23 protein-coding genes, 2 pseudogenes and 1 other annotated feature are annotated in these 23076 nt (G+C 36.9%); of the genes and pseudogenes, 8 read left to right on the top strand and 17 right to left on the bottom strand.

Annotation, left to right across the window (positions count from 1 at the left end):
* Positions 1–569: a sequence feature (most likely nonfunctional fraction of RNA operon), on the bottom strand.
* Between the two features lie 814 nt (positions 570–1383).
* The 4 genes from J7E77_RS27075 to J7E77_RS27090 all read right to left on the bottom strand — a co-directional run bounded on the left by J7E77_RS27075 (position 1384) and on the right by J7E77_RS27090 (position 5634).
* The gene (locus J7E77_RS27075; protein ID WP_214718283.1) at positions 1384–4077 is read right to left on the bottom strand and encodes an ATP-binding protein; all 2694 of its coding nucleotides are present in this window, start codon (positions 4075–4077) and stop codon (positions 1384–1386) included.
* Positions 4056–4736, bottom strand: a complete 681-nt coding sequence (locus J7E77_RS27080; protein ID WP_214718285.1) for a M23 family metallopeptidase — start codon at positions 4734–4736, stop codon at positions 4056–4058. The genes J7E77_RS27075 and J7E77_RS27080 overlap by 22 nt, the downstream gene beginning before the upstream one ends.
* Positions 4737–4864: 128 nt before the next feature.
* On the bottom strand, positions 4865–5236 hold the full coding sequence (locus J7E77_RS27085; protein WP_251028212.1) for a glycosyltransferase: 372 nt from the start codon (positions 5234–5236) through the stop codon (positions 4865–4867).
* Positions 5237–5304: 68 nt separating this feature from the next.
* On the bottom strand, positions 5305–5634 hold the full coding sequence (locus tag J7E77_RS27090) for a hypothetical protein (RefSeq protein WP_214718287.1): 330 nt from the start codon (positions 5632–5634) through the stop codon (positions 5305–5307).
* 201 nt (positions 5635–5835) lie between these two features.
* Here J7E77_RS27090 and J7E77_RS27095 point away from each other — a divergent pair, with 201 nt between their 5' ends.
* The 3 genes from J7E77_RS27095 (at position 5836) to J7E77_RS27105 (ending at position 6795) form a co-directional block, all read left to right on the top strand.
* On the top strand, positions 5836–6078 hold the full coding sequence (locus J7E77_RS27095) for a helix-turn-helix transcriptional regulator (RefSeq protein ID WP_374103013.1): 243 nt from the start codon (positions 5836–5838) through the stop codon (positions 6076–6078).
* A gap of 164 nt (positions 6079–6242) precedes the next feature.
* A complete protein-coding gene (locus tag J7E77_RS27100) occupies positions 6243–6545 on the top strand; it encodes a hypothetical protein (RefSeq protein ID WP_214718289.1) in 303 nt (100 codons plus the stop codon).
* Entirely contained in the window at positions 6532–6795 is a 264-nt protein-coding gene (locus J7E77_RS27105; protein WP_214718291.1) for a hypothetical protein, read from the top strand. Before J7E77_RS27100 ends, J7E77_RS27105 begins: the two co-directional genes overlap by 14 nt.
* Positions 6796–7185: 390 nt before the next feature.
* Here the strand turns inward: J7E77_RS27105 and J7E77_RS27110 are convergent, their stop codons facing one another.
* From J7E77_RS27110 to J7E77_RS31545, 4 genes and pseudogenes are all read right to left on the bottom strand, one after another.
* Positions 7186–7686, bottom strand: a complete 501-nt coding sequence (locus J7E77_RS27110; protein ID WP_214718293.1) for a hypothetical protein — start codon at positions 7684–7686, stop codon at positions 7186–7188.
* A gap of 376 nt (positions 7687–8062) precedes the next feature.
* Entirely contained in the window at positions 8063–8260 is a 198-nt protein-coding gene (locus J7E77_RS27115) for a hypothetical protein (protein WP_214718295.1), read from the bottom strand.
* A 122-nt stretch (positions 8261–8382) separates the two neighbouring features.
* Positions 8383–8910 (bottom strand): zincin-like metallopeptidase domain-containing protein, encoded by a 528-nt coding sequence (locus J7E77_RS31540; RefSeq protein ID WP_308160801.1) that lies wholly within the window; start codon positions 8908–8910, stop codon positions 8383–8385.
* A gap of 30 nt (positions 8911–8940) precedes the next feature.
* Positions 8941–9177: pseudogene (locus J7E77_RS31545) on the bottom strand (ArdC-like ssDNA-binding domain-containing protein); the annotation flags it as partial.
* Between the two features lie 855 nt (positions 9178–10032).
* Here J7E77_RS31545 and J7E77_RS27125 point away from each other — a divergent pair.
* Both J7E77_RS27125 and J7E77_RS27130 read left to right on the top strand, forming a co-directional pair.
* A complete protein-coding gene (locus J7E77_RS27125; protein ID WP_251028214.1) occupies positions 10033–12252 on the top strand; it encodes a YhgE/Pip family protein in 2220 nt (739 codons plus the stop codon).
* Between the two features lie 465 nt (positions 12253–12717).
* Complete coding sequence (locus tag J7E77_RS27130) at positions 12718–12915, top strand: YolD-like family protein (RefSeq protein WP_214718300.1); 198 nt, start codon at positions 12718–12720, stop codon at positions 12913–12915.
* A gap of 855 nt (positions 12916–13770) precedes the next feature.
* On the opposite strand, the gene J7E77_RS27135 is transcribed toward J7E77_RS27130, so the two are convergent.
* The 3 genes from J7E77_RS27135 to J7E77_RS27145 all read right to left on the bottom strand — a co-directional run bounded on the left by J7E77_RS27135 (position 13771) and on the right by J7E77_RS27145 (position 15125).
* Positions 13771–13998 carry a DUF2187 family protein gene (locus J7E77_RS27135; protein WP_088090879.1) on the bottom strand — a complete coding sequence of 76 codons (228 nt, stop codon included), beginning with the start codon at positions 13996–13998 and terminating at the stop codon, positions 13771–13773.
* A 47-nt stretch (positions 13999–14045) separates the two neighbouring features.
* Complete coding sequence (locus tag J7E77_RS27140) at positions 14046–14267, bottom strand: hypothetical protein (RefSeq protein ID WP_214718302.1); 222 nt, start codon at positions 14265–14267, stop codon at positions 14046–14048.
* Positions 14268–14621: 354 nt separating this feature from the next.
* The gene (locus J7E77_RS27145; RefSeq protein WP_214718304.1) at positions 14622–15125 is read right to left on the bottom strand and encodes a hypothetical protein; all 504 of its coding nucleotides are present in this window, start codon (positions 15123–15125) and stop codon (positions 14622–14624) included.
* Positions 15126–15662: 537 nt separating this feature from the next.
* Between J7E77_RS27145 and J7E77_RS27150 the strand changes: the two genes are divergently transcribed.
* Entirely contained in the window at positions 15663–15839 is a 177-nt protein-coding gene (locus J7E77_RS27150; RefSeq protein ID WP_251028213.1) for an aspartyl-phosphate phosphatase Spo0E family protein, read from the top strand.
* Between the two features lie 142 nt (positions 15840–15981).
* On the opposite strand, the gene J7E77_RS27155 is transcribed toward J7E77_RS27150, so the two are convergent.
* The 3 genes and pseudogenes from J7E77_RS27155 to J7E77_RS27165 form a co-directional block, all read right to left on the bottom strand.
* On the bottom strand, positions 15982–16158 hold the full coding sequence (locus J7E77_RS27155) for a hypothetical protein (RefSeq protein WP_214718308.1): 177 nt from the start codon (positions 16156–16158) through the stop codon (positions 15982–15984).
* A 392-nt stretch (positions 16159–16550) separates the two neighbouring features.
* A pseudogene (locus J7E77_RS27160) lies at positions 16551–16814 on the bottom strand (JAB domain-containing protein); the annotation flags it as partial.
* Positions 16815–17349: 535 nt separating this feature from the next.
* Positions 17350–17688: a VOC family protein gene (locus J7E77_RS27165; RefSeq protein WP_214718313.1), complete on the bottom strand. Its 339-nt coding sequence runs from the start codon at positions 17686–17688 to the stop codon at positions 17350–17352.
* Positions 17689–18027: 339 nt separating this feature from the next.
* On the opposite strand from J7E77_RS27165, the gene J7E77_RS27170 reads away from it, so the two are divergent.
* Complete coding sequence (locus tag J7E77_RS27170; RefSeq protein ID WP_214718315.1) at positions 18028–18759, top strand: DUF3888 domain-containing protein; 732 nt, start codon at positions 18028–18030, stop codon at positions 18757–18759.
* A gap of 365 nt (positions 18760–19124) precedes the next feature.
* Here the strand turns inward: J7E77_RS27170 and J7E77_RS27175 are convergent, their stop codons facing one another.
* From J7E77_RS27175 to J7E77_RS27185, 3 genes are all read right to left on the bottom strand, one after another.
* A complete protein-coding gene (locus J7E77_RS27175) occupies positions 19125–19739 on the bottom strand; it encodes an FMN-dependent NADH-azoreductase (protein ID WP_214718317.1) in 615 nt (204 codons plus the stop codon).
* Positions 19740–19789: 50 nt separating this feature from the next.
* Complete coding sequence (locus J7E77_RS27180) at positions 19790–21166, bottom strand: MFS transporter (RefSeq protein ID WP_214718319.1); 1377 nt, start codon at positions 21164–21166, stop codon at positions 19790–19792.
* Positions 21167–21249: 83 nt separating this feature from the next.
* The gene (locus tag J7E77_RS27185) at positions 21250–21840 is read right to left on the bottom strand and encodes a TetR/AcrR family transcriptional regulator (protein ID WP_214718321.1); all 591 of its coding nucleotides are present in this window, start codon (positions 21838–21840) and stop codon (positions 21250–21252) included.
* Between the two features lie 839 nt (positions 21841–22679).
* On the opposite strand from J7E77_RS27185, the gene J7E77_RS27190 reads away from it, so the two are divergent.
* On the top strand, positions 22680–22949 hold the full coding sequence (locus J7E77_RS27190; RefSeq protein WP_214718322.1) for a tyrosine-type recombinase/integrase: 270 nt from the start codon (positions 22680–22682) through the stop codon (positions 22947–22949).
* Positions 22950–23076 lie beyond the last annotated feature (127 nt).

Raw genomic sequence — 23076 nt, forward strand, 5'->3', positions numbered from 1 at the left:
GATAACACCGGGAAACCGGTGCTAATACCGGATAATCCTTTTCCTCTCATGAGGAAAAGCTGAAAGTCGGTTTCGGCTGACACTTACAGATGGGCCCGCGGCGCATTAGCTAGTTGGTGAGGTAACGGCTCACCAAGGCGACGATGCGTAGCCGACCTGAGAGGGTGATCGGCCACACTGGGACTGAGACACGGCCCAGACTCCTACGGGAGGCAGCAGTAGGAGTCTGGGCCGTGTCTCAGTCCCAGTGTGGCCGATCACCCTCTCAGGTCGGCTACGCATCGTCGCCTTGGTGAGCCGTTACCTCACCAACTAGCTAATGCGCCGCGGGCCCATCTGTAAGTGTCAGCCGAAACCGACTTTCAGCTTTTCCTCATGAGAGGAAAAGGATTATCCGGTATTAGCACCGGTTTCCCGGTGTTATCCCAGTCTTACAGGCAGGTTGCCCACGTGTTACTCACCCGTCCGCCGCTAACCATCAGGAGCAAGCTCCTAAAGATTCGCTCGACTTGCATGTATTAGGCACGCCGCCAGCGTTCGTCCTGAGCCAGGATCAAACTCTCCAAGAAAGTTGATTAGCTCATAAAGTTACGTTGGCTTAGCTTCACTTTCAAAAGAAAGATTCACTAATAAATATTGTTTGTTTACACGTCTTTTTTTGTTTAGTTTTCAAAGAACAACACTTCTTTTTTAAAAAAGCGACAAAAACAATCATATCACATTACTTTGTATATATCAACTAAAATTTACATTCTTTTAATAGATTTGGTTTTCAATTGATACATTTTTTAAAGCAACTTTTAAATTTTAACACTTCTGGTATCCTAGTGCAATATTTTTTTACTATTTTACCTATTTTCACTTTGGTAATTGTGGAAATACTATCTTAATAGCTTTGTCTAACACTGAGAGAGTAAAAAGGTGTACATCAAACATTTACAGGCATATGCGATATTCAATTCAGAATCAAAATGCAAACGCAACGACGAAGTAGCTGCCCCTTGGTATGATTGTGTAAGAACAGCCAGTGTTCCATTCAGAGAAATACCTCCCCCTTTTCGGTTGTAATCCTGGCTTATTATTGACAATCTATCTTTCTAGACTATGTTTTTTCCAGGAAAGAAGGTGACGGCTCGGACAGTCATTTTGAACCGCCAAGAGGGATAACCCTGGCTTCTTTTTTATGTAAATAAAAATAGCTACCTTTACCATGCAGTAGAGTCTAATACAGGGGAAGTAGTTCAGAATTAGTTCGGAACTACTATATAAAAATAAAACCCATCGACCTTTTGGCCGAAGGGCATAGTTTGCCTCATCGCTGTTGTGGGCGATTGCTTCACAAGCAGCATATGCACGGATATCCCAAAAAATGCAGGTCCTATCCTATTTGGTATCCTTTTTTCTAAAATTATTTTCTTCCTGATCAATTAACTCCTCAATTTCTTCATAATGCCTTCCGAACATTCTAGAGTGCCGCTTGGTTAAAAAAGAATTGTCATATGGCTTATATCGTTCATAGAAAGGCTTCAACATTCGGACCAAGAACGCCGGCTTCCGTTCTCCTCCGAAGTTTAAAATACAGATGGCGTGCCGTGTTGTTTTGGTGTTCGGTATGTTCAGGGCTGTTTCCACGGAGATAGGTTGCAGCTGTGTTTCCAGCCGTTTAAAGGTGTTCTCATTGTCGTTCTTGAAGAGCAGCCAATTTACCCCGCCGGATATTAAGTCCTCTGAAATCTCCTTTAACTGCCCCAAATGGTGACACGCAAAGATGCTTCCTAGCCTTTCTTTACGCCCTTGAACAGCGATCCTAGACAATAGCTTTGCAAGACCTTTATTCTCTGCTAAATAGGTCTGCGGCTCGTTAAAAACGATGAAAGCACCGTTCTGTTGATCATCTACAGTCATTAACATTCTTGTCATCAATACTTTTAACGTTATCCAGTGAACCAATGTTCTTACTGCAACCGTAGAAAGGATTCTATCCGGCACTCTGAAAATGATTACCTTTCCTTCCCTCATCCATTGCTCCAGGTTCATTGCTGCTTTAGGGGGTTGAGCGAAGATTTCAAATAACGTCGAATCCCCCATGAATTCATCTAATCGGTTATAAATAGCACTTGTTTTTCCATCTAAAGACTTTTGACCGTCTTTTGTACATTTCATATCTGAGGAAGTTACTTCCCCTTTGCTATTCCTTTTTTCTACCAACTCATATTCACTTAGATACTTCTCGATTTCTTCAGCTAATCTCTTTTTCCCTTCTTCCCTTAGTTTCCTTGCTGTTTCCGCTCTAAAAGGCTCACTTTCAAGCAATCGCTTAATGTTGTATAGGCTGCCGTTTGAAGCTTGAGCAAAAGCCCTTAAAATCTTCCTACTTTGCCCCATTGACTCTAAATCCCCAAAGAAATCAATCAATTCATTGGCAAACCTATCTGCACCTTTACGCCCCAATTTCTCCATTACTTCGGTTAGATCCAGTGGAGGCAGGTAATTATCGTCGGATAATTCAATATCAATGATTTTTTCAGGTGGGAGGCAGTCTCTAATACCATTCGCCATACCTTGAAGCCCTTCTTTGTTTACCTGGTCAATGACAACAAAGCTTATATTGTGCTTAAGCGAGGCTTCAGTAACAAAGTTTTGAATCATTGTATCTTTACCGCTCCCCATCCCTCCCATAGCAACATAACCTTTGTATGTTTCTTCTGGATTGCCTAAAGGAATGCCAATAGGAATATCCTTTCCTTTGTACTCTGCGTGGCCAATTAAGATGCTATTGCTATTTACTTCATGACTTTTCAATGGTTGTTCATTCAATTGGATATTATTGCTGCCGATGTTAATGACAATATCCCCTATTCTTACACCAGCTTTCTTTTCTTGATGAATGAAAATGGACGATATATCTATTTCTACCTTCTTATTAACAGCTAATTCATTCTCATACCGTTGTTGGATGATGGAAGTCGGCATTTGAATAGCTACTTTTGAAATCTCATCACAGGACAATAAAGATACATCTCCATCTGCCATAGTTGTTTTAGACAAATGGAGAGTGTTCATTTCATTGATGATTTCTTGTTTCCTAGCTTTTAAGCGTACCTTATAAGGCAACAATTCATTGTCGCCAGCTATTTCAGCAAAAGCACTACTAATGGTATTCGCGACTAGATCCGCACGCAGTTTATTTTCTGTTGCTGCAGCTACACGGATATAGGTCTTCCATACAGGTTGATTTAACTTTCCTTCTGTTTTTACTTTGGTGGTATGCAGTTCTTCAATCAAAGCGTGCTTACGATCAAATACTTTCTTCTTTTCAAATCCTTTGGCACTCTTAAAGAATGTGTTAGATATGGCATTCATAATGTCATTTAGAACGTCATACACTTCATTTGCAAAGGTGGATATACCTGTTTTAAGAGCCTTCTGAACCTTGCTAGGGGTGATTCTTGCTCTTACAGGTATTATCCCTTTTCTTAGTTTTTCGTTAGCCCAATGACCGTTTCTAGCCCATTTCTTACGGTCAAATGTTTCAGTGCAAACAGAAAGACGGGCAAAGTCTTCATCCATTGAAATATCATCAAGTGCCGTCAATATTGAGGCGATAGGGGTAGTTTGTTCCGTAGCATTTATCCGAAGAGAAAATATATCATGCCTGGATAGTCTGATTTCATGGAGTACGATTTCATTTTTAGCAGGGATTTCAAGTACGTTCGTTTCAACCTCTTCTACTGTGACCTTCATATAATTTTCAAGGATTTCACGGAATTTCTTTGCCCAAATCTCTGATGTACTTACATAAAACTCAATCCGTTTCTCATTATCCTTCTGCCTGAATACAACATCAAACCAAATACTATCCTTTTCCCGATACGTTACTTGAAACCCTTCCCTACTTATTCTTGAAGGGACTTTATTATAAATTTCATACATCTTGTGAAGAATCCGCCACATCTTATAATTGCTGTTATTCGTTACCGAAATATGAGGTATTATTCGATAAGTGATCATTCTGTTTCTTTGATAAACAAAGTAATCCGATACTTTAATGGCTTTTATTTTGCGAGTAAAATCCACGAAATCACCCCCATCATTGCAAATCCCCAACGAGTGATATATTTAGGGAAATTCCCCGTAAACATTATGGTGATTCCAGCTGCAATGGTTATGGCTGTGCCGATTTCAGGCATTAAATCCGTTAGAGTATGCCCTAACCAAATTAACCAATCTTGCAAGGTATGTTGTGCAGGCTTCATCACCATATCCATTTCCGCACCAATGACTTTATCAGCGAATTTATTATACTTATCCAGCAAAACGCTACCTATTTGACTGAAATGAAAATCACTGCCTGACATATTCGAAACATTCTCCGTAACCGGTGTAGGATCCATCCTGTGACCCGCAGCATCCTTCATACCAAAATGCAAATGTGCTGCTGTTGAGTGGCCTGTGTTCCCCGCAAATCCGAAAGATTCCCCCGCTGTTAAATGTTCCCCTGCCTTTACCTTAATTTTGGACATATGGCCGTAAATAGACAAAGTGCCGTCATCGTTGCGGATAAATACACCCTTTCCTAGATTGTCATTGCCAAAATCGACTACCCTTTCAACGATTCCATTCATAACGCTTCTTAATTCAGTCCCTTCAGGCATAGCCAAATCAATTCCATGATGAGGAACCATGTTTCGAACCTCTGAAAGCTCACCATATTCACTTGATAAACGAAATTTCATGCTTATTCCCTCCTTTGTGAAGGAATGCGTTAAAATTCACCGATTTAATGGGTTTGTTTTTGGCGTAAATCCTATATCCTAACAGGCAGAGCATAATAATTGTCTTGGATCCCATCGTTTCCACCTCCCTATAGTTTTTTTAAGAAGTCCCTAATATCGATAGCGTGCCGTGCTAGGAGATAGCCAGCTGCACCGCCGATGATCAACTCCAAGGCTTTGGTACGGTGACCGAACATCCAAGCCACTCCTGCAAAAACAAATACGCCAACCACAATCCAGTCCACGACGTTAAGGATTGCATCCCATAAATTACTGAAAGTTTGGTCTGCTGAAGCTTTAGTTGCCGCTAATGCTGATTTAGGTACCAATACAAGCATTAATCCTCCGCCAATACTGACTAATTTCTTTAAATTTTTATCTTTTAGCAACTTTAATACTTCATCGATAGGAAACTTCTCCTTACTAACAAATTGTTTAAAATCAAGGGTTTGTGTTCTCATGCTGTCCACTCCTTGTATGTTTTTTATTCAATTGGGAATGATACGAATAAATCCAACAAAAGAAGGTGTTAGGGATGACTTTTATTATTGGTGGAGCAATTGGGGCTCTGATTGGAGTTTTGGTTAACATCCTTAGCTAAATAAGTGATATTTTTCTTAATCGGTTTAATTACTTTCACATTAGACGCTTCTGGCGTCTTTTTTTCGTTCATTACCCTTTTCATTTCAGCAAGGAATTGTTCTTTTTTCTTTTGATATTCCCGGTCAACAAGAGTACGAAGAAAGGCACTACTGTTCCTTTTTCGACCGTTTGGAAGAGAATTCACGAAGTTATATAATTCCGCCTGCTCTGGATCATCCGTGTTTAGTACAAGAGAAATTTTCTTTATCCCTGGCATGCCTTATTCCTCCTTTTCCGAACCATTTCAAATGTAGTTCTTATCTATCTGATATAAATCAGATGCAGTTCCTACTCTGTGATAAAAGCCTATGCTGCACCGTTTGTCCAAGTTGACACATTTTTATGTCACATAAGGTATTTATTTTTGTCATTTTGGACATGACTTGACCAACATATAAAAAATGGGAGAGTGGGAAAAGTGATCTTGTTTAGTTTCTTTGGATTGGGTAAAAAGAGAAGTAAACTAGGGAAATGGCTTGATAATCGGGGAATTTCTCAATCATGGTTAGCGAACAAGGCTGGAGTTAGTAGAAATACAATTAACGACTTAGCAGCTGGAGACATTGACCGAGCACCTACAACCAGGACAATAAGTAAAATTGTTAAAGCTTTGAAGGAAATAGATCCATCTGCTAAACCGGATGATTTTTTCGATATGTAAAAAGGATTCCTCAAAACAGGATTCCTTTTTGTATCCAGAATCAAAATTCAACAATAGCAAGGTGGGTAGACGATACAAGAATTAATTAAAAGGACGAAAAAAGCAAACTCTACCTTCTGAATTTGTGGTAAATTTACTTTATCAGAATGTAAGGGGTTGTCCTGATGTTACCTTATAGGGAAATTTGGGTAATACTAAAAGAAATAATCGTTGAAAGTCCATGGTTTAATGGCAATATGAAAGTAAAAGGGTTTAATGAAGAGCTCTTTTTAGAACTAGTAAAACAAATTGACGATTATTACTTAAACACTTATGATTGTCCTCCGCAAATCGATGATTTAATTTGGGACATACCTGGTGTAGATTTTTCATACAGATATAAAACAGCTTCATCTATACAACAAAAACTTGACCGTTTAGATATGACAAAGCCGCTGCATAAAGTAGCAAATGATGAGAAAGAGTAAGGTTTATATCTATTCCACAGATGCCAAAGCCCTAATAATCCTAGAAGCTCCGCACCCGAATGCTGGTAAAGAGGCTTATAACTTAATTAAAGAACGTATTCCGACAGCAAGTATCGGTATTATGGGAGCAAAGGATATTCAAACTCTTCGTCGAACTCACAGAGAATTAAAGCCAACTCACGTTACAAAAGATGTTGATAAATTCTTAAAAGCAGTTTCTACATTGAAAAATAAAGTTTATGCATCATAAGAAAAGCCCTCAAAAGAGGGGTTTTTTGATTCACTAAGTAAATTCATATCGAAAATGGAAGTGCTTTCAATAATAATTTTTATTGGGTCGGATGGCAAACGTGGCCATCGAGGTATGCAGCGTAGGTGGGGCTGGTACTAAATTATTTCTCTTTGAGTAAGGGCTAAAAGGCTCTTTTTTTATTTATCTTAGTTTTTTATAAATTCACTACAAAAGAGTAATTATGTTCCTGTTTCTCTTCTTTCCTTAAGCTTATATAAAATTGAATTTTTTTGTCTATAAAATCATTGGAATTAAATTCCTTTCTCACATACTAAAAGGCTCCGGGGGCAGTCGGAGCCTCAGTAACATATAACACTCAAGCACATACTTTCCCATATTATACCGTTATTATTCAACTTTTTGTCTCTTGGTCCGAATAATCATTAGACCTTTTTTGTCGTTTTTGATGTTTTCAAGATACTTTGCTAAATCATTTTCAGTAATTCTTGCTGGAACATAACCAATCCGTGAGCGAATGATATTTTCCACAACAAATGCCTTTTTCGTGAAATATAGATAATCTCGGCCTGAATCTTTTTCAGCTTCTTTGTAATTGTTACTTCCAGCCTCACTAGCCCGGTGAAATACATGCATATGATGATACATGTCATTACGCTCTTTCCGGATCATTTTAAGTAAATACAGGAGCTCAAAGGTGGATAATGTCATAATTTCCGGTGTGGTCTTATCAATATAGGAAGCAAAAGCAAAATCACGAAATCGAACGTCTAGGCGTTCATGATTTTCTTTAACAATCCTTGCATCAAGCTGCATACAACAAAAATCACAATAGTAATACTCATGATTTATTTTTTCGATTTTGCTACCGCAATATGGACAAGTTTTCAATTCGGATCCTCTCCTTTGGGACTGTTTTTTGAACGTTACACCCAGTGAGAAATTCATTGCTCTATTCGTTTTTGAAAAGGTGCACCTAGCCGAAAATAGGATGTTTTCCTCTACCTTTTATTCTTTTATTCTCTTAATCTTAAAGGTTTTCAGCTCTGCCTACTTTAAACATCATCTTTTCCTCGATTCATCTTTCAAAGGTTTAAGGTTGCTGTAGCAACCGTGAAGCAGGCTCGATGCCTGCTTTTTATCAAGAAAAAAACGAATGTTTTTTTCCTCCAACCGTGAGCTTCACCGGCTAGAATATAGCCGGTGCTGTCTCTTATATTGTTAAAATGACAAGTATTCTAAGGCATCTAGGTTCAAAGGATTTGTATCAAACCATTTCTATCACCTCGGTATGAATAATACTTTCCGTAGTCAGTTCACATTCTTGGATTCGATCTAATTGGTAAAGATCTTTCCTGTCAAAGTCTTTAGAAACCATTTTTTCTGCCTTTTCTTCACTTGTGGCCACTACAATCGATATTCTTTGTAAGCCATTTGCAAAATAAATTACTTGAAAAACCTTCATATTCTTTCACTCCTTTGTAGCATACTATGGATTTAGTTGAACCTGTTCGATGTACCCTTTCACCGGCTGACAGATCAGCCGGTGAAAGTTGTGATTGTGATTTTATGAGTGACTCATTCCTTTTAATTTTCGTCTATCGAATGTTCCTTTGTTTCAGCTAAAATATAATCTGCAGCTTTTTGGGCTTGAGCGGCTGCTTGTAAAATTAATCGACTCTCTTTCTTTAGAGCTCGTAACCACGAATTGATATAGCTTGCGCTATTTTCGATGGTACTGTTATCTATTCCAGCCACTCCGCACAACATCGCCGCACCCATTTCCGCGACTAATTCCTCTTTTGAATAAATCTCATCCCCGAATGCAACACCTTCAGTCATAATACCTGGGCGTGCTAATCGGCTTTTATGTCCGGTGCTGTGTATTTGTTCATGAAAAAGGGTGCAATAATATTCCTCCGGGACCTTAAAATCTTTAATCGGTGGGCAATTAATTCTATCCCATGTTGGGTAATAAACAGCCTTACCTGAATGAAACGTGTAATCTGGTGCGTTGATATATCCTTTAAAAATTTCCTCCGCCTTTTCAATGGGATCATGATCAAAGGTTTCAATGCTTCTTTTACTTTCTAAGCCGGTACACTGTTTATTAATCTCCCAAACACGGTAATAGAAAGGTTTGGCAAAAGTCTTTTTCTCCTTTGATTCTTCGTCCTCCTTCTCTTTCCAAAGCCAATAGACAATGATATGAGAATTTTTTAATTCCTCTTTTTTAATTCGTCCACCTGCTTCTAAAATCTGTTTTTTGGATGCATATTCCCCCGGCTCCACTAGGAAAATATTGATTCCCCGGTATGGTTTTTGTGTTTTCCAGTTCACCGCATTGGAGTTGGTCCACGGCTGGCGCCACGGTACAACGCCCTTTTCTAATTTTTAGATGATTTTTTCTGTAATGATTTCATACACGCTTTTTGTCATTTGCTTTTCCTCCCTTGATTTTCTATGGTTCTTTAGATCTTTGATGTTTGGTATTAAGATTTTCTTTTTCCTTTTGACTTGCGAAGCGGGTGAGTTCCCCATAGGGGGATGATTTTTCCCCTTTTGCAAGTAGAACGAAAAACACGCATAGGCAATGGGTCAAGGATGCTCTTCGCACAAAAAGTTTTTTGCTGTTGCGTTAGCGCCTTTAAGTAAAAAAGTTTTTTGCCCCTTGACCGATTGACTAGCCTTCTTAGCTTCCAGCCGGAAAGGTTCGGGTTCCTACCGGCTGAAAGGTTAGAAGGCTTGCGTTGTTTTAAGATTCGGAAGGCAAAAGGGAAAAATCAATAATAAAAGCAGCCGTTTCGGCTGCTCTCCTTTTGTCTTTTATTCTTTTAATCTTTTGATTTTCCGATTTTCGGCTCGTTCAGTATGGCGGCGTAAGCTGTAAATGGAACAGGAACCTACGGAATGTAGGCGTGAGCCGTACAGTCCGTGGTTATCGGGCCATTTAATGCCGAAGCGACACGTACGGAATGACAGAAAGGGTGCTTTTTCCTTTCTGATCAGTCCGTAGTGCTGCCGCCCAGAGTACGTTCGGTATGTTTTTAGCCAAGATTTTAAACAATGTGGGCTAATCGTTTCCAGAAGGTGAATTGGGTCAATATAAAAAGTATTCAAAATGGAAAAATGAAGTACTAACACCCAAGGACATCTTATAGTAAAATTAGCCTATGAAATAAGGGTCCTACAAAATAAATCGGTACCCGGAAACAATGGGGGATAAAATAGTTGAATATGATAAGGGGCGAGTGGAGAAATATTTTCAGCCATCGCAAAACTGGATTAACATTGATAGCCATCCTTTTTATACCGTTGCTCTATAGCAGCATTTTTCTATCCGCTTTTAGAAATCCCTATTCTAAAACTGGGGACCTTCCAATTGCAGTAGTAAATAAAGATCTGGGATCAACATTTGCTGGGCAGAATTTGCAGTTGGGAAAAGACTTGGTTCATGATTTGAAACAGAATCACTCGTTTAAATGGACATTTACCAATAGTAAAGAAGCGTTTAAAGGATTAAAAAATGAAGATTTTTACATGGTAGTCGAAATTCCAAATGATTTCTCTAAAAATGGATCATCCTTGTTAGACGAACATCCTAGTAAAATGGGCTTGAGATATTACACAAATCCAGGGAAAAACTATACTGCATCAAAGATAGCAACCTCTGGAATGAGTAAAATCAATGAGAAAATATCAAATTCTATCACAAAACAATATGCAATCACATTATTTAATAGTTTAAATCAAGTAGGTGATAATTTACAAAAAGCAACTGACGGAGCGAATAAAATTGACCAGGCTGCCAACAAAATTACAAATGCTTCCGAAACCCTACAAGACTATTTGCAGAGTTTAGCTGTTGGCACCGTCTTATTTAAAGACGGCACACAAAGGATATACAATGGAACACAACAATTTCAAACGGAAATTGGCCAACTGTCTAACGGGGTTCAAACACTTCATAGTGGGATGGGTAATTTAGAAAATGGCTTGGGAGTCCTTAACAAAAATGGCGAAATTCTTTCTAAAGGTTCTAAAGAATTAGAACAAGGAGCTAACGATCTTAAAAGAAACTTACAGCAGGCATACCAGGGTACAATTGGGATTCAAGAAAAAATTGATCCACTTTTGATCGCGTTAGAGGATGTAAATGAAAAAAAGCCTGAAATAATAAGCCAACTGAACTCCTTACAACAAATTATTCAGGGCCAGAACCAACTAATTAAAGAACAAAAAGAGCTTATCAATACAAGCAAAAGTCTTTCAGAGCAAGAGAAACAACAGTTGCTTTCGAATTTGGATCATTTCATGTCTCCTTCCACCACAGGAGCGCCGGTTGATTTAGAACAAGGAATCACTGAATTCGGGTCTATGCTGTTAACCGTTTCACAAGGTTCACAGCAAGTGCAGAGTCAACTTGATCAGTTTGTAAAAGGACAACTATCGATGGTTGAAGGCGCTAAAAAATTGGCAGAAGGGCAACATACCTTCAGTTCAAATCTAGGGACATTTAACAAAATGTTAGCCGAAGGACATAGTGGTGCTAACAAATTAACGAATGGAACCAGCGCTGTTTCAGACAGTATTTTAAAAATCGAACATGCAAGCAATCCATTTGTGAAAGGGATTGAAAAACTTAACTCAAATGCAAATCAGTTAAGTGAAGACTCTCAAAAACTTGCAGAAGGTTCCGCATCAATATATAAAGGAGCTTCCCAACTATCTAACGGAACAGGTCAATTACTTTCTTCGTTACAATCCGGTGCTACAAAAGCGAATGAACTGAAATTGAATGATAAAAATTTTGACATGTTTTCTAATCCAACAAAGTTGGAATCTCACAAAATCAGTGAGGTAAATGATTATGGAGCTGGCTTAATTCCTTATATTTTGGCTATAGGCTTGATGGCTAGTGCATTATTTTTCGTTTCTACCTATCAACTTAAGGAAACACCGTTAGAACCATCATCTGGGGCTTCTTGGTTTCTCAGTAAGCACAGTGTAGTTATTATGGTTGGGTTGGTTCAATCTATTCTAGCAGTAACTATACTTATCCAAGGCATGGGCCTAGAAGTTAAACATGTATGGGGCTTATATCTATTTACAATTTTGACGAGTCTTACTTTCCTATCTTTGGTGCAAATGCTCTGTACCATTTTGGGAAAAATCGGACAGATGCTTGGATTCATTCTACTCTTACTGCAAATTGGCGGCAGCTCTGGCACATTCCCTATAGCTTTAGCACCTCCATTTTACCAACACATACATGCATTCCTTCCAATGACGTACGCGATAAAAGGATTTCGTGACCTTATCTCGATTGGAAATGATCTGCATGATGTATGGAGCCATGCACTAATGTTAGCCGTGTTTGGATTTGTCTTTAATGCTGGTACTTTATTATTTTTTGTTCTTCAATTAAAACATAAGAAAAGCATCCCCGCCGCTTAAGCAAATCTTATATATATGTAAATGAATAGGCCCATTATTTCTTTATACAGAGATAGTGGGCTTATTTATATCGACTTATTTTTGTTTTTGGCAATTAAAAAATGTCGTTTATGGCATTATATTTTTTATATAAAAGCTTATTTTGAACATATACTTAACTTCATTAAAGCGCCCGATTGTCGAAGATTAATGAAAAAACAATTTATGATAAAAACCCTTAGCTTTATCCTTTATTATGGATGAAGCTAAGGGCGTATATAAAACAACTATTTTAGAACGGAGATAGAATCAACATTTACTTCCGTAGAAGTTTTACGGGCAACAGGATCTGCCTGACCATAAAGATCGTGGTATGAAGAAATGGAATGGCTTTTTCATGCCTGAAACCATAAAAATGTTGAAGGATCTTTGGGAGGATGATCATAAAACTCCTAGGCCACATCTCGATAAAAAAAAATTGAAGAGATGGAACGGCTATTATTTGAAGGCATGGCCACCAAAAAGCTATTAGAAATTACCACATGGACAAACGGCTTTTTTACTTCACGCGTTGGATTTGTAACAAAAATTGATCCTCTAAAGAAAAAAATTCAAATTCAGGATGAACTGAGATCCACCATCAATCTTGATTTCTTTTCCTTAACCAATGTAATGGTCAAATAAATACTTACCATAAAAAGGTCAAACCTTTACATTATTGCGCTTTAATTGAAGGGATTTTTTCACATTCATAGAAATACATAGAAGACAAGTCATTATACGAGGGGGATTTGAATGGAGTTTTCAGTTCTCGTTTTAGGGTTGCAATATTTCTTGTTGGTAATGGGTGGTTGCTTGATTTTTTTCATCCTAGTGTTATTTTTCTCCAATAGATACACAAGGAGTGAATTAAATCAAATGGAACAAAACGAAAAAATGAATGAAATACCACGAATGTAACGGTGAACAGTTTTCAGTGTTTCCGCTAGTTAAAACATTTAGCCCTTCCAGCTGCGCTTAAGCTGAGAAGGGCTGTTATATGGACGAGTGCAAACGTAACAATTATGATAGACAATTAGAGGGTAAGCATTTCAAGCGTTGCCCATTTCATATCTTAAAATTTTAGAAGAATGAATGGTGTCGTAAAAGTCGTTTCTAAATATCGAAGTATAAATTCCCAATAAAAAACTGGATAGCGATTTAATCGATCCAGTACGTATTATTGATATGAAGTTTTTCTTATTATTCTCCTTCACCCATTTTCCACATATTTAACGAACATTTAAGTATTTTATTATAAGGACAATCTACATCTGTCCCTAGTATCGGCCCCACCTACGCCAGATACGCTGACGGCCACGCATGCCATCCAACCCACTATTTATTATAACGGAAAACGCTTACATTTTCAAATTTAAATTGAATTTTCAGAAAAATTTTCTTATAGTTATATATTTACTGTTAATTTAAATGGGCGAAATCCTCCCTTTATCTTCTCTGGAAAAACCGCATTATTGTCCAAAAAAGGAATCCATTCATTTAAAATTGAGTATATATGACGTTTTCATTCACATCATGCACAACCAAAATCTTGTAATTTTTATGTGCCACAACGGTTCTATTTCCTTCAAATTTCAATTCCGTCTTATTTTCGGTTATATTCACAATGACTGAATTTTCATTTACCTTCTCAACAATCCCTTTGATTGCTTTCTTAAAAAGAATATGATTTCCCACTTCTGCTATTTCTTTTGCCTTGAATATCATTTTTCCCCTCCACAGAAAAGTACAGTTAGCCTATTACTTTTTCTTTCTTACATGATTTCCTTATGAACTCTTGCTCTCTTCGTTTGATGTATATCTATTTGTAATTTTTTCTTAAATAAAGTGAAAAGGGTCATCATTTTTTTCTTCCATTTTAGTTGCTTTTCATATTTAGACCCGTATAAATATTGATTAAAAAGATAATAGCCTGCCTCCTTAATCACGATCGATAGGACGAAAAACAGAACAAAAACAATAATCCAAATCCACATGTATTAATCCCCTTTTGATAATGCAACCTATTGGCAAAATATCAAAAATGACGAACCCATAATGATGATATTAATTACGATTCTTTCAAACTAGCTTTTATAAGTATTTTACCAAAATTATGGATATTGAGATAGATAGAATGTAGGTTTTATTTTGAATTGCGAAATAATTGAAGAAAAAGTGTGGAATATCGTCTTTTAATTTAACTTGTGTATTCTCATCCTTACCAAACAGTAAACCGTATATGAAATCCCTGGTTTATTCACAAAAAGTTCACCGACTCATTCACAATACAATATAAAGAAAAAAACAGCTTGGAAACCCAAGCTACATTGCTGTTAACAGCTCCTACCTTATTCCTTTTTCGTTCGTTTCTTCTCCTGTTCGCAATACGTTTCGACTGTAGATTTACTCCAATAGGGGGTACCTGCAAGTTCAACATCCGCTTTCGGTATTTTTCCTCGACTGTAATACACATTTAATTTCCGTTTATCATAATTCAAGCCATGTTCTGATAAGAAATCAGCAAACTGCTTTTGATTAAAATAATCATCGGGCGTTTCTCGAAGAATGGAATGGGTAGGTTTTTGAATTAAATACGTATCTTCTTGAAAGAACTGGGTCACTAATTCTAACGCGAGTTCAAGCCAATCATTCTCTAAATGGTGATACAACAATCCGATATTAAAACTTTCCTGTTCAGGAGCTTCAAAAAACCAAGCTAATTTGAGGAATACAGCTTCAACATCTGTTAATCCTTTCATTGCTTCTTCTACCAATAAGATGTTCTCATAAGCTTTTAACTTACTTTTAAATTTCGGGAACGTTTCAATAATTCGTTTAGTGGAGCGTTTCATCCTATTCCCTCCTGTTGACTTAGTCAACACAATCATAAAATAAAATGTTGACTAAGTCAACATTGAAACAGTGAATACATTGTTTTTTAAGCTGCATTCATGCGCAGCATAGATGCAGCCGTCTTATTGGGGATCGATGCTCTAAATAAGAGGAAACATACAAAATATGAAAAAAACAAAGGAGAGGGTTCCTTCTCCTTTGAATCTACATTTTACCTTCAGCTTTCATGCTGAAATAACTCAGCATTGGCATTTCATAATCACTTAAAAGCACGAAATAGAATGACATATATCGCTAAACAGCAAATAGACTTACAGGAAGTATTTTCGCAGGTGGAAACCGCTAGAAACCGACAAGTACCAACTAAAAAGGGCTCTCGTTTCCTCCTTTTATTCCTTAGTTCTTCATTTTTTGTAACTTTTTAGGTTGTTTTGTCATATGTATTCCAATTGTGTGAAATTTTTCGCATAATAATAATTGCGTAGAAAATCGATTTTATCGAATTAAACAGTTAAAGAAAAATAGGGGAATGGATGATGGTTAGCGAGATCGAGAAATTAGAAGATCGAATCAATCAATTAAGAGAAGAATTGATCCAAATTGCAAAAGCAACAGGCTTAAAAAGCAATGAAACCCTTCGATACAGTCAGAAATTAGACGATCTCATCACGATGTATCAAGTAAGTAAAAATACACAATATAAAAATATTTGATTAAAACTCCTGTATTGTCACATGATGAATATGGGAATTTTTTTGATTTTTCTTTTGATGGTAGTTAAAGTCACAAGATGGTTACGAAGCATCCTTAATTACGTGGCATTTTGCGTTAATTGAATGAAATCATCCAGAACCTTTAGATCAACAATTTGCATGGTTGCTCTAATGTAATACCCCTTTGACGAGCAACTGAAATCAATAAACCTAATTCATAATACATATTTTTCGTTAATAACCCTTTTTCAATGTTTTTCATCATTTCATCATAAAAGGCAATTAAAAAATCAGTAGGTAACTTTTCATAAAAATCCATATTTACATCTCCCCTATAAAAAATGTAGGAAAACCTTTTTGGACAAAAAAGAATCACCTTAACCCCATTATATATAATCATTTGTAAATTGTTTGTCGATTTTATTGAATATTCACAAATAATTCAACAATATTTTATCTTCATGAGTGTTAGAAAAATGCTCCAAGTACATTTTGAGATGTTTTCTAATCAAAGTATCAATTAAAATTCTTGAAATGAAATTCGGGAATAGTACCATTTTAGTACAAACTTTTTATTGTTTTATGCTGCATCCATGCGTAGCATAGATGCAGCCGTATTGTTGGGGGTTCGATGCCCCCAAACAAGACGAACTACCACAAAAAAAAGAAAATAACAAAGAAGAGGGATTAAACCTCCCTCTCCTTCGAATCTTACATTCTACCTTTTTCTTTCAAGCTGTAGTATTCGGCATCAGCATTGACAATCAGGTGATTGAGAACCTCGACTCCTGGAATCTTACCTGCTTCCACTAATCTTCTCGTGACTTCAATATCTTCATGGCTGGGAGTAACATTCTGGGATGGATGCTGGTGGCTGACTATGATCGATGCGCAGTTATTCAGGATGGCTGACTTAAACACCTCTCTTGGCGAAACGATACTTGCATTCAAACTTCCGACATGACAACGAATCACGCAGGTTTTGTATTTACACTCCATTCTTATTTAATCACTTATAAATTCCCTTAGAAATTAACTTTCAACATAATGTCACTATTTTGTATTCCCTTGATGTCGGTTGATGATTTAGCTATATAAATGATTACAGCCAATAAAATGTACCACCTCTGCCATGTTTTTCACCAGCAGTTGCCATGAAATGTACCGCTTGCTGCCAATGCATTTACCAATAGGATAAATTCAATGATTTTGAAATATAAAAAAGCCTAATCCCTCCATGTTTTTAACGAGGAATTAGGCTTATGATCTCCCATAAACGCGCCCGATTGTGGAGTAGTAAAATTACTTCCATTTATTTGTTCTTCCTATTTGCATTGTTTAACACTTTCTTTTTCAGAAATTTTTTTGTCTTATAACTTTATTGATTCTAAGGACCACATTCTAGTGTATCAGTCAAAGTAAAATTGATTTTATCATATAGATCATTTAGGTCACGGACACCCTTGATTCGTACGAGTATGAGGGAAACCATGTACTGAATGTGCCTCATTCAACTGAAAACCTCCACAGTAAATCCGCCTGGGGCTTTAACATAGAATGTCCAGCGATGAGCCATTTTGGGCGGTTTCACATCAAATCCATCATCCTTCAATCGTTGATTAATCTCGTTCACTCGTTCTTTACTCTCTTGTAAAAAGCCAATATGAAAGGACTTAGGGTAGTTGACCTTGGTATCTTTCATTAAGGCGAGCAACAATCCGTTTTCGTCAGTCATTACAGCAAATGAATCGCCACGTATGCTCTTGGTTTGTAGCTCGAAATATTTCGCCAAGAACTCTCGGGCAGTGTTAACGTCAGTGACCGTAAGATTGATATGATTTAGTTTCATAGATTACACTTCCTCTGCTTAGGAATAACTTTCTAAACCGTTCTACAACACTTGATGTAGACCTTCTTGTTTCTTCCTCTCTATTGTAACGATTAATATAGGTTCAGGAATCGATAAAATGAATGAAGTTCCCTACAACTTTAGATCGAGGTTAAGACCTCGGTTTATTTATCGAATTGTTCGTTAAAAACGTAATTTACTTTTGACTCTGACCTTATATCCATAACGGGCGCGTATCCTTTCGCAGGAAACGCGCCCTTTTCTGGAACAAGTTTTTTACCCTGAGTAAAAAAATAAATTCACCTCTGTTGTCACAATATATTATTGAGATGATTGAATATGAGACCAAAATTAACCGCAATTTCTGTAATTATTGTAGTTCTTATGAGTATCTTAGTACCTTACACAGCCCATGCAACTGTACAAAAAAGCAATAATGATAGTATGGATTTCGATATTGACTTAACAGGGTATGAACTTTATTCATTCGGATATTTTAATCAATTGGGTTATAAAATAACACCACTTGCCCAATTGTATTTTACAATCATTCAACTGGAACATGAGTGGATTGATGAACCACGACTATATATCAAGGGTAACAAAGGTTTTGTTCACCTTTGGAAAGAAGATGGCACTAATGTACTTTATACAGTTGAAAAACAAACAAGTGGCCCATTAAAAAATATGTGGAAAATTGTTGATGTTAAAAGAAAGAAAATTAACAGAATACCTGTTCCAAAACAATTACTTAAAGAATTATTGATTGAACGCTTAGTAGACCCAATAAGTAAAGCTATTGAAACATATTATAAACCTAAACTGTGGAATCGGGGTTTTGAGAAAATCATTAAAATAGAGAAAGATGAGGAAAATTTCATTTTTTATGTAACCGTTCAAGTTGAAACTTTTGAGGGTGCACATAATCCTCCTTATGGTGAAGAAACTATTACTTTTAAAATAAAAAGTAGACAAATTGTGGTTGTTGATTATAAACATAGAGACATCCCAAAAGAAGAATGGACTAAGATAGAATTAAGAAATTCTTATAAGAAAACAAAGCAACAATAAAAAAATTTTGGGGACTCAAGACTTGTCACTTTGCCCGATAATTTACACTTATTTTAAGTGCTATTTTGCACATACAGCTTTAAAACCCAGCTACCTTTACATGTGAAGATTAACTGGGTTTCTTCATTATGGGGATAACGCCATGGGTACCACCAGCAAAACACGAATTTACAACGTTAAGAAAAATTAAAAAGCCCAATTTCTTAATTTAATTCTGAGAAATTGGGCTTTTTTCGTTACTCCTGAAAAGCGCCCGTTTGTAGAATAAGAAAAACTTATTTGTTTTTCTGCCTTATTAAAATGTTAGAAGTCATCTTTTAAATTGAGTTTCTACTCACATTTTAATGAAATGCGTCCTTTATTATTCAGAAATTCTTGGCCATTTGAACAGCTTTATATATTCCTTCCCCAATAATAGCTTCACGTTGATCAGGAAATTGATTATGTCCCTCAATAACTACCGTTGTAATGTCTGTTATACCAAATACTTTCAAGTGATTCTTAACAAAGCTTACAGCCATTTCAGAGGAATCTCCTTCGGCATATATCCCACCTCTTGCGTTTAATAATGCCACTTTCTTATTGGGTAATAGGCCAACTAAGCCTTCAGCTGTATATTTAAATGTTTTACGTGGGTGATGCATATAATCAAGGTACGAGTGTAACACGGCAGGAACTGTTAAGTTCCAAAGTGGAAAGGCCATGACCACTTTATCAGCAGCTACAAACTGTTCAAGGTGCTTAGCCACAACATCATGTACAGACTTTTCCTCTAGTGTAAGCTCTATCCCCTGAGAGGATTTGAAATTTCCACTAATCATAACATCACCTAAATAAGGTAATGGTTCTTTAAATAAATCGAGTTCAATCACCGTGTCATTAGGATATGAGGCTCTGTAGCTCTCTAAAAATGCATCATATAATTTCCCACTAACAGATTCTTGACGATTGTTCGCTTTTACAAATAAAGTTGTTGTCATTTTAATCTCCTCCAAATATGAGTAATAGTGAAACTTGATCTAAACTAACTTCAACCTTTTAACTGAATGCTTTTTCTCTTTGCTCTGCCGTACTGGAAATAGTAAAACAACAGAATAACCACATGTAAAGCAGCAAGTACGAAGAAGATATTACTGTAAATAAAACCGTTTGGATTCATATTTAACGGATTCCAGAGGACATCAGATCCAATATCCACAACCGAGCTATAAACCCCTGTGGCGATTCCTCCAGCAATAAAATTCATCATTGAAAATAGTCCCATTCCTACTCCAACCTGCTCCTTTGGTAATGTTCTTGAGATTGAATTGGACATAGCAATGAGCATAAAGGATTGCCCGACATTTCCGAAAATCAGAAACATGGCAATGCAAAGTGGAGAATTTCCAGTAAAGGTTGAGAGTAATACAAAACATGTCAATAACAATCCAGATGCAACAAAGAATAGATGCGAGTTCCCCTTTAAGTCAGCTAATTTACCACCTATTCTCCCCAAAATGGCTGAGGCAACTGCGGCAGGAACCATTGCAAAACCAATCCAACTAGATGTTAGCTGATGAACCTGTGATAGAAGCAGGGGACTAAGAAAATAGAGAGAAAATCCAATCCCGTTTATTAGAAATGCAACCGTTAAAACGAGTATATACTCCCTATTTCCAAAGAGTTTAGGTTGAATAAACGGATTGGCAACGGTACGGATTCGAGCTATGAAAAACACCAGAGCTAGTAACGCCCCAATCATAAACCACCATGTTCCATTCGTTACACCCAGTAGAAACAAAGCTACTGCTACAGCTAACAAACTTCCTCCAAACCAGTCAAACTTTCCAGACACCCCCTGCTGCTCATCTTTCAAATATTTACGATAAAAAGGTAGCGTGATTAAAATCAAGATAGGGATACAGAATAACCAACGCCAATGAGCAACACTGACAATTAATGCAGAAATAACTGGTCCAAGAGCACTGCCGATTGCCAAACCTACCGCTGCCATGCCTAAAGCTGAGCCTCTTCGCTCTAGAGCAATATAGCGTACCGGAATAAGCATGGCTGTTGCTGGGATAGCAGCAGCCCCCATTGCCTGCAAGCACCTTCCGACAAGCGCTAACCAGAATGTATGGGAAACTAGACCGACCAGTGAACCGATAGCAAAAAGTATCAATCCGAACGTCAGTAAATTTTTGAGTTTGTAGCTATCTGCTAACTTCCCGTAAGTCACTGTTCCAATCGCATAAATCAGAGCATACGCAGAAGAGAACCAGCTTACTTGAGAGATAGAAAGATTCAACTCTTCACTAATATCAGGGAGTACGATGTTAAACATTAATGCACTCATGGCTGAAATGATAAGCGTAAACATTAAAATAAGCATCAATTTCTCACCTGTTTGTCGCTGTTCCTTTTCCATCCCTTCCCTCCTTTCGCTATCTCTTTTTAAAATAAAGCATTAATGATAGTCTGTACTGACTGACATTTTGTTTTTAAAAAATACTAGGGGGTTAAAGCCCTAGTGAATATTTGGACACTCTCCATTATAAATTCTTCCAGTGATACGGTTGGAAAGATAGCATTTGACTCCAAATCGTTCATAAATGCACCAAAATTCATCATCATGAACGACAACGCCTGAACTTCCGGGTTCGTCCGTATCAGTTTGCCTTTCTCGAACATAGCCGTGAAATACTCTGTTAAGATTTCCATTAATTGTTGAGGCTGTTTCTGTGTTCTTTCTCGAAACCCTGGCATATTGCCTTCTTCCTTGATACTGATCTGAATCATTTTCCGGTTGCGGTTCATAATTTCATGGTACGTCCTGCTAATCATGAGCAAATCTGCATATAAATCCCACTTAAGCTTCTCGTTAAAAAGCTTTTTCATCTCTTCGATATAATGAAAACGGTCAAAAGCAGATTCAAGAAGATTTTGCTTGCTACCGAAGTGGCGAAACAGCGTCTTTTCGCTTAAACCGGCTGTGGTGGCGATTTCCATAGTGGACACACCATTATAGCCTTTCTCAGCTATTAGATCGATAGCTGCCAACAGCAGTTTATCATTGCTGCTAAGATTTTTACTTTTATTCATTCTTTCACCAGCTTTTTTAAAGAATTGACTGTCAGTGCTGACTGTTATTTTATATTATTCCATTTAATGTTAAATGTCAAAAGAAATTTCACTTTTTACATAAAAAAAATCTTCTTCAAATTTTAGATCTGTTGTGTAGCATATTTACACGAGGATTACATACATGTCCTAACAGAAGTTCCCTATCACAAAACTCCTTGGGCGACAAAGGGATTAAACTTGTAACAATTTGTTGTTGTTTAGATTTTATAAATTGTTGATAAATCAACGTTTACGTGCGCTTAAGTGCTCCTGATAAAAATGGGGTTTTATGAAAACTCTTATTCAATTTAATGGCCCAATACTCGAAAAAGACGCGTTCTTAAATAAACGCGCCCGATTGCTGAAAAGTAATCTGATGTGAAGGAGATCTAATTTATATTTCTTTCGTTAGAGTTTGAAAAATAAGAAATGCATATGTAAAGCTGCTAACTTTCCTTTTTTCTAAAAAGAGGAACTAACATGGCAGCTCCCATGATTATATAAACAATTACAAAAATACAGTCCAATATCATTGGTTTATTTATTAGTACTTGATCTTCGCCTTCCATATACCCAATCACCTTGAACACTGGGGGGAAGATCCACAAAATCCATTTAAAAAATATTCCTATATCTATCCTTGATTTTGAAGCGAGTGAAATTACGATTATTAACACGGCCGAAAGCCAGGCATATTTTTTTGTTGCAAGTTTGGTAGCCGAAAACAGGGTTCCTACTAATATGTCAAAAAGACCAATTGGCTATAAAATGCAAATGTATATAGCTTGATCGACATATTCCCTTTGAAGCTTCCTGTAATGATCGGGAAAAAGATCGCATACAAAAGTAACGGTATCATTACTACTAGAATATTTAGCCATTTGCCAAATAAGTCACATAAGCTAAGACATACTTATGCCACTAATTTAATGGAAACGACTAACGATTTAAACCTGTTAATGGAGCAATTAGGCCATACTTCTACTTCAACCAGTATTTTGTATGTCCACTCCACTCAAGAAAAAGCCAAACGTGCAGCTAAGGAAATGAATAAGCGAAGAAACATATTAAAAAGTAGGAATAACTAAAAAGAAATAGAGTAATATGAAAATGTTCACAATAAGAAAAGTATATGGTTTTTTCTTAACCTCAAAAAGAAACTCTCCGACTGTTTTCCGGTTTAAAGGCCGTTTTTGTACTGCACCCCAAAAGTTA

This window comes from Bacillus sp. ISL-77, assembly GCF_018613105.1.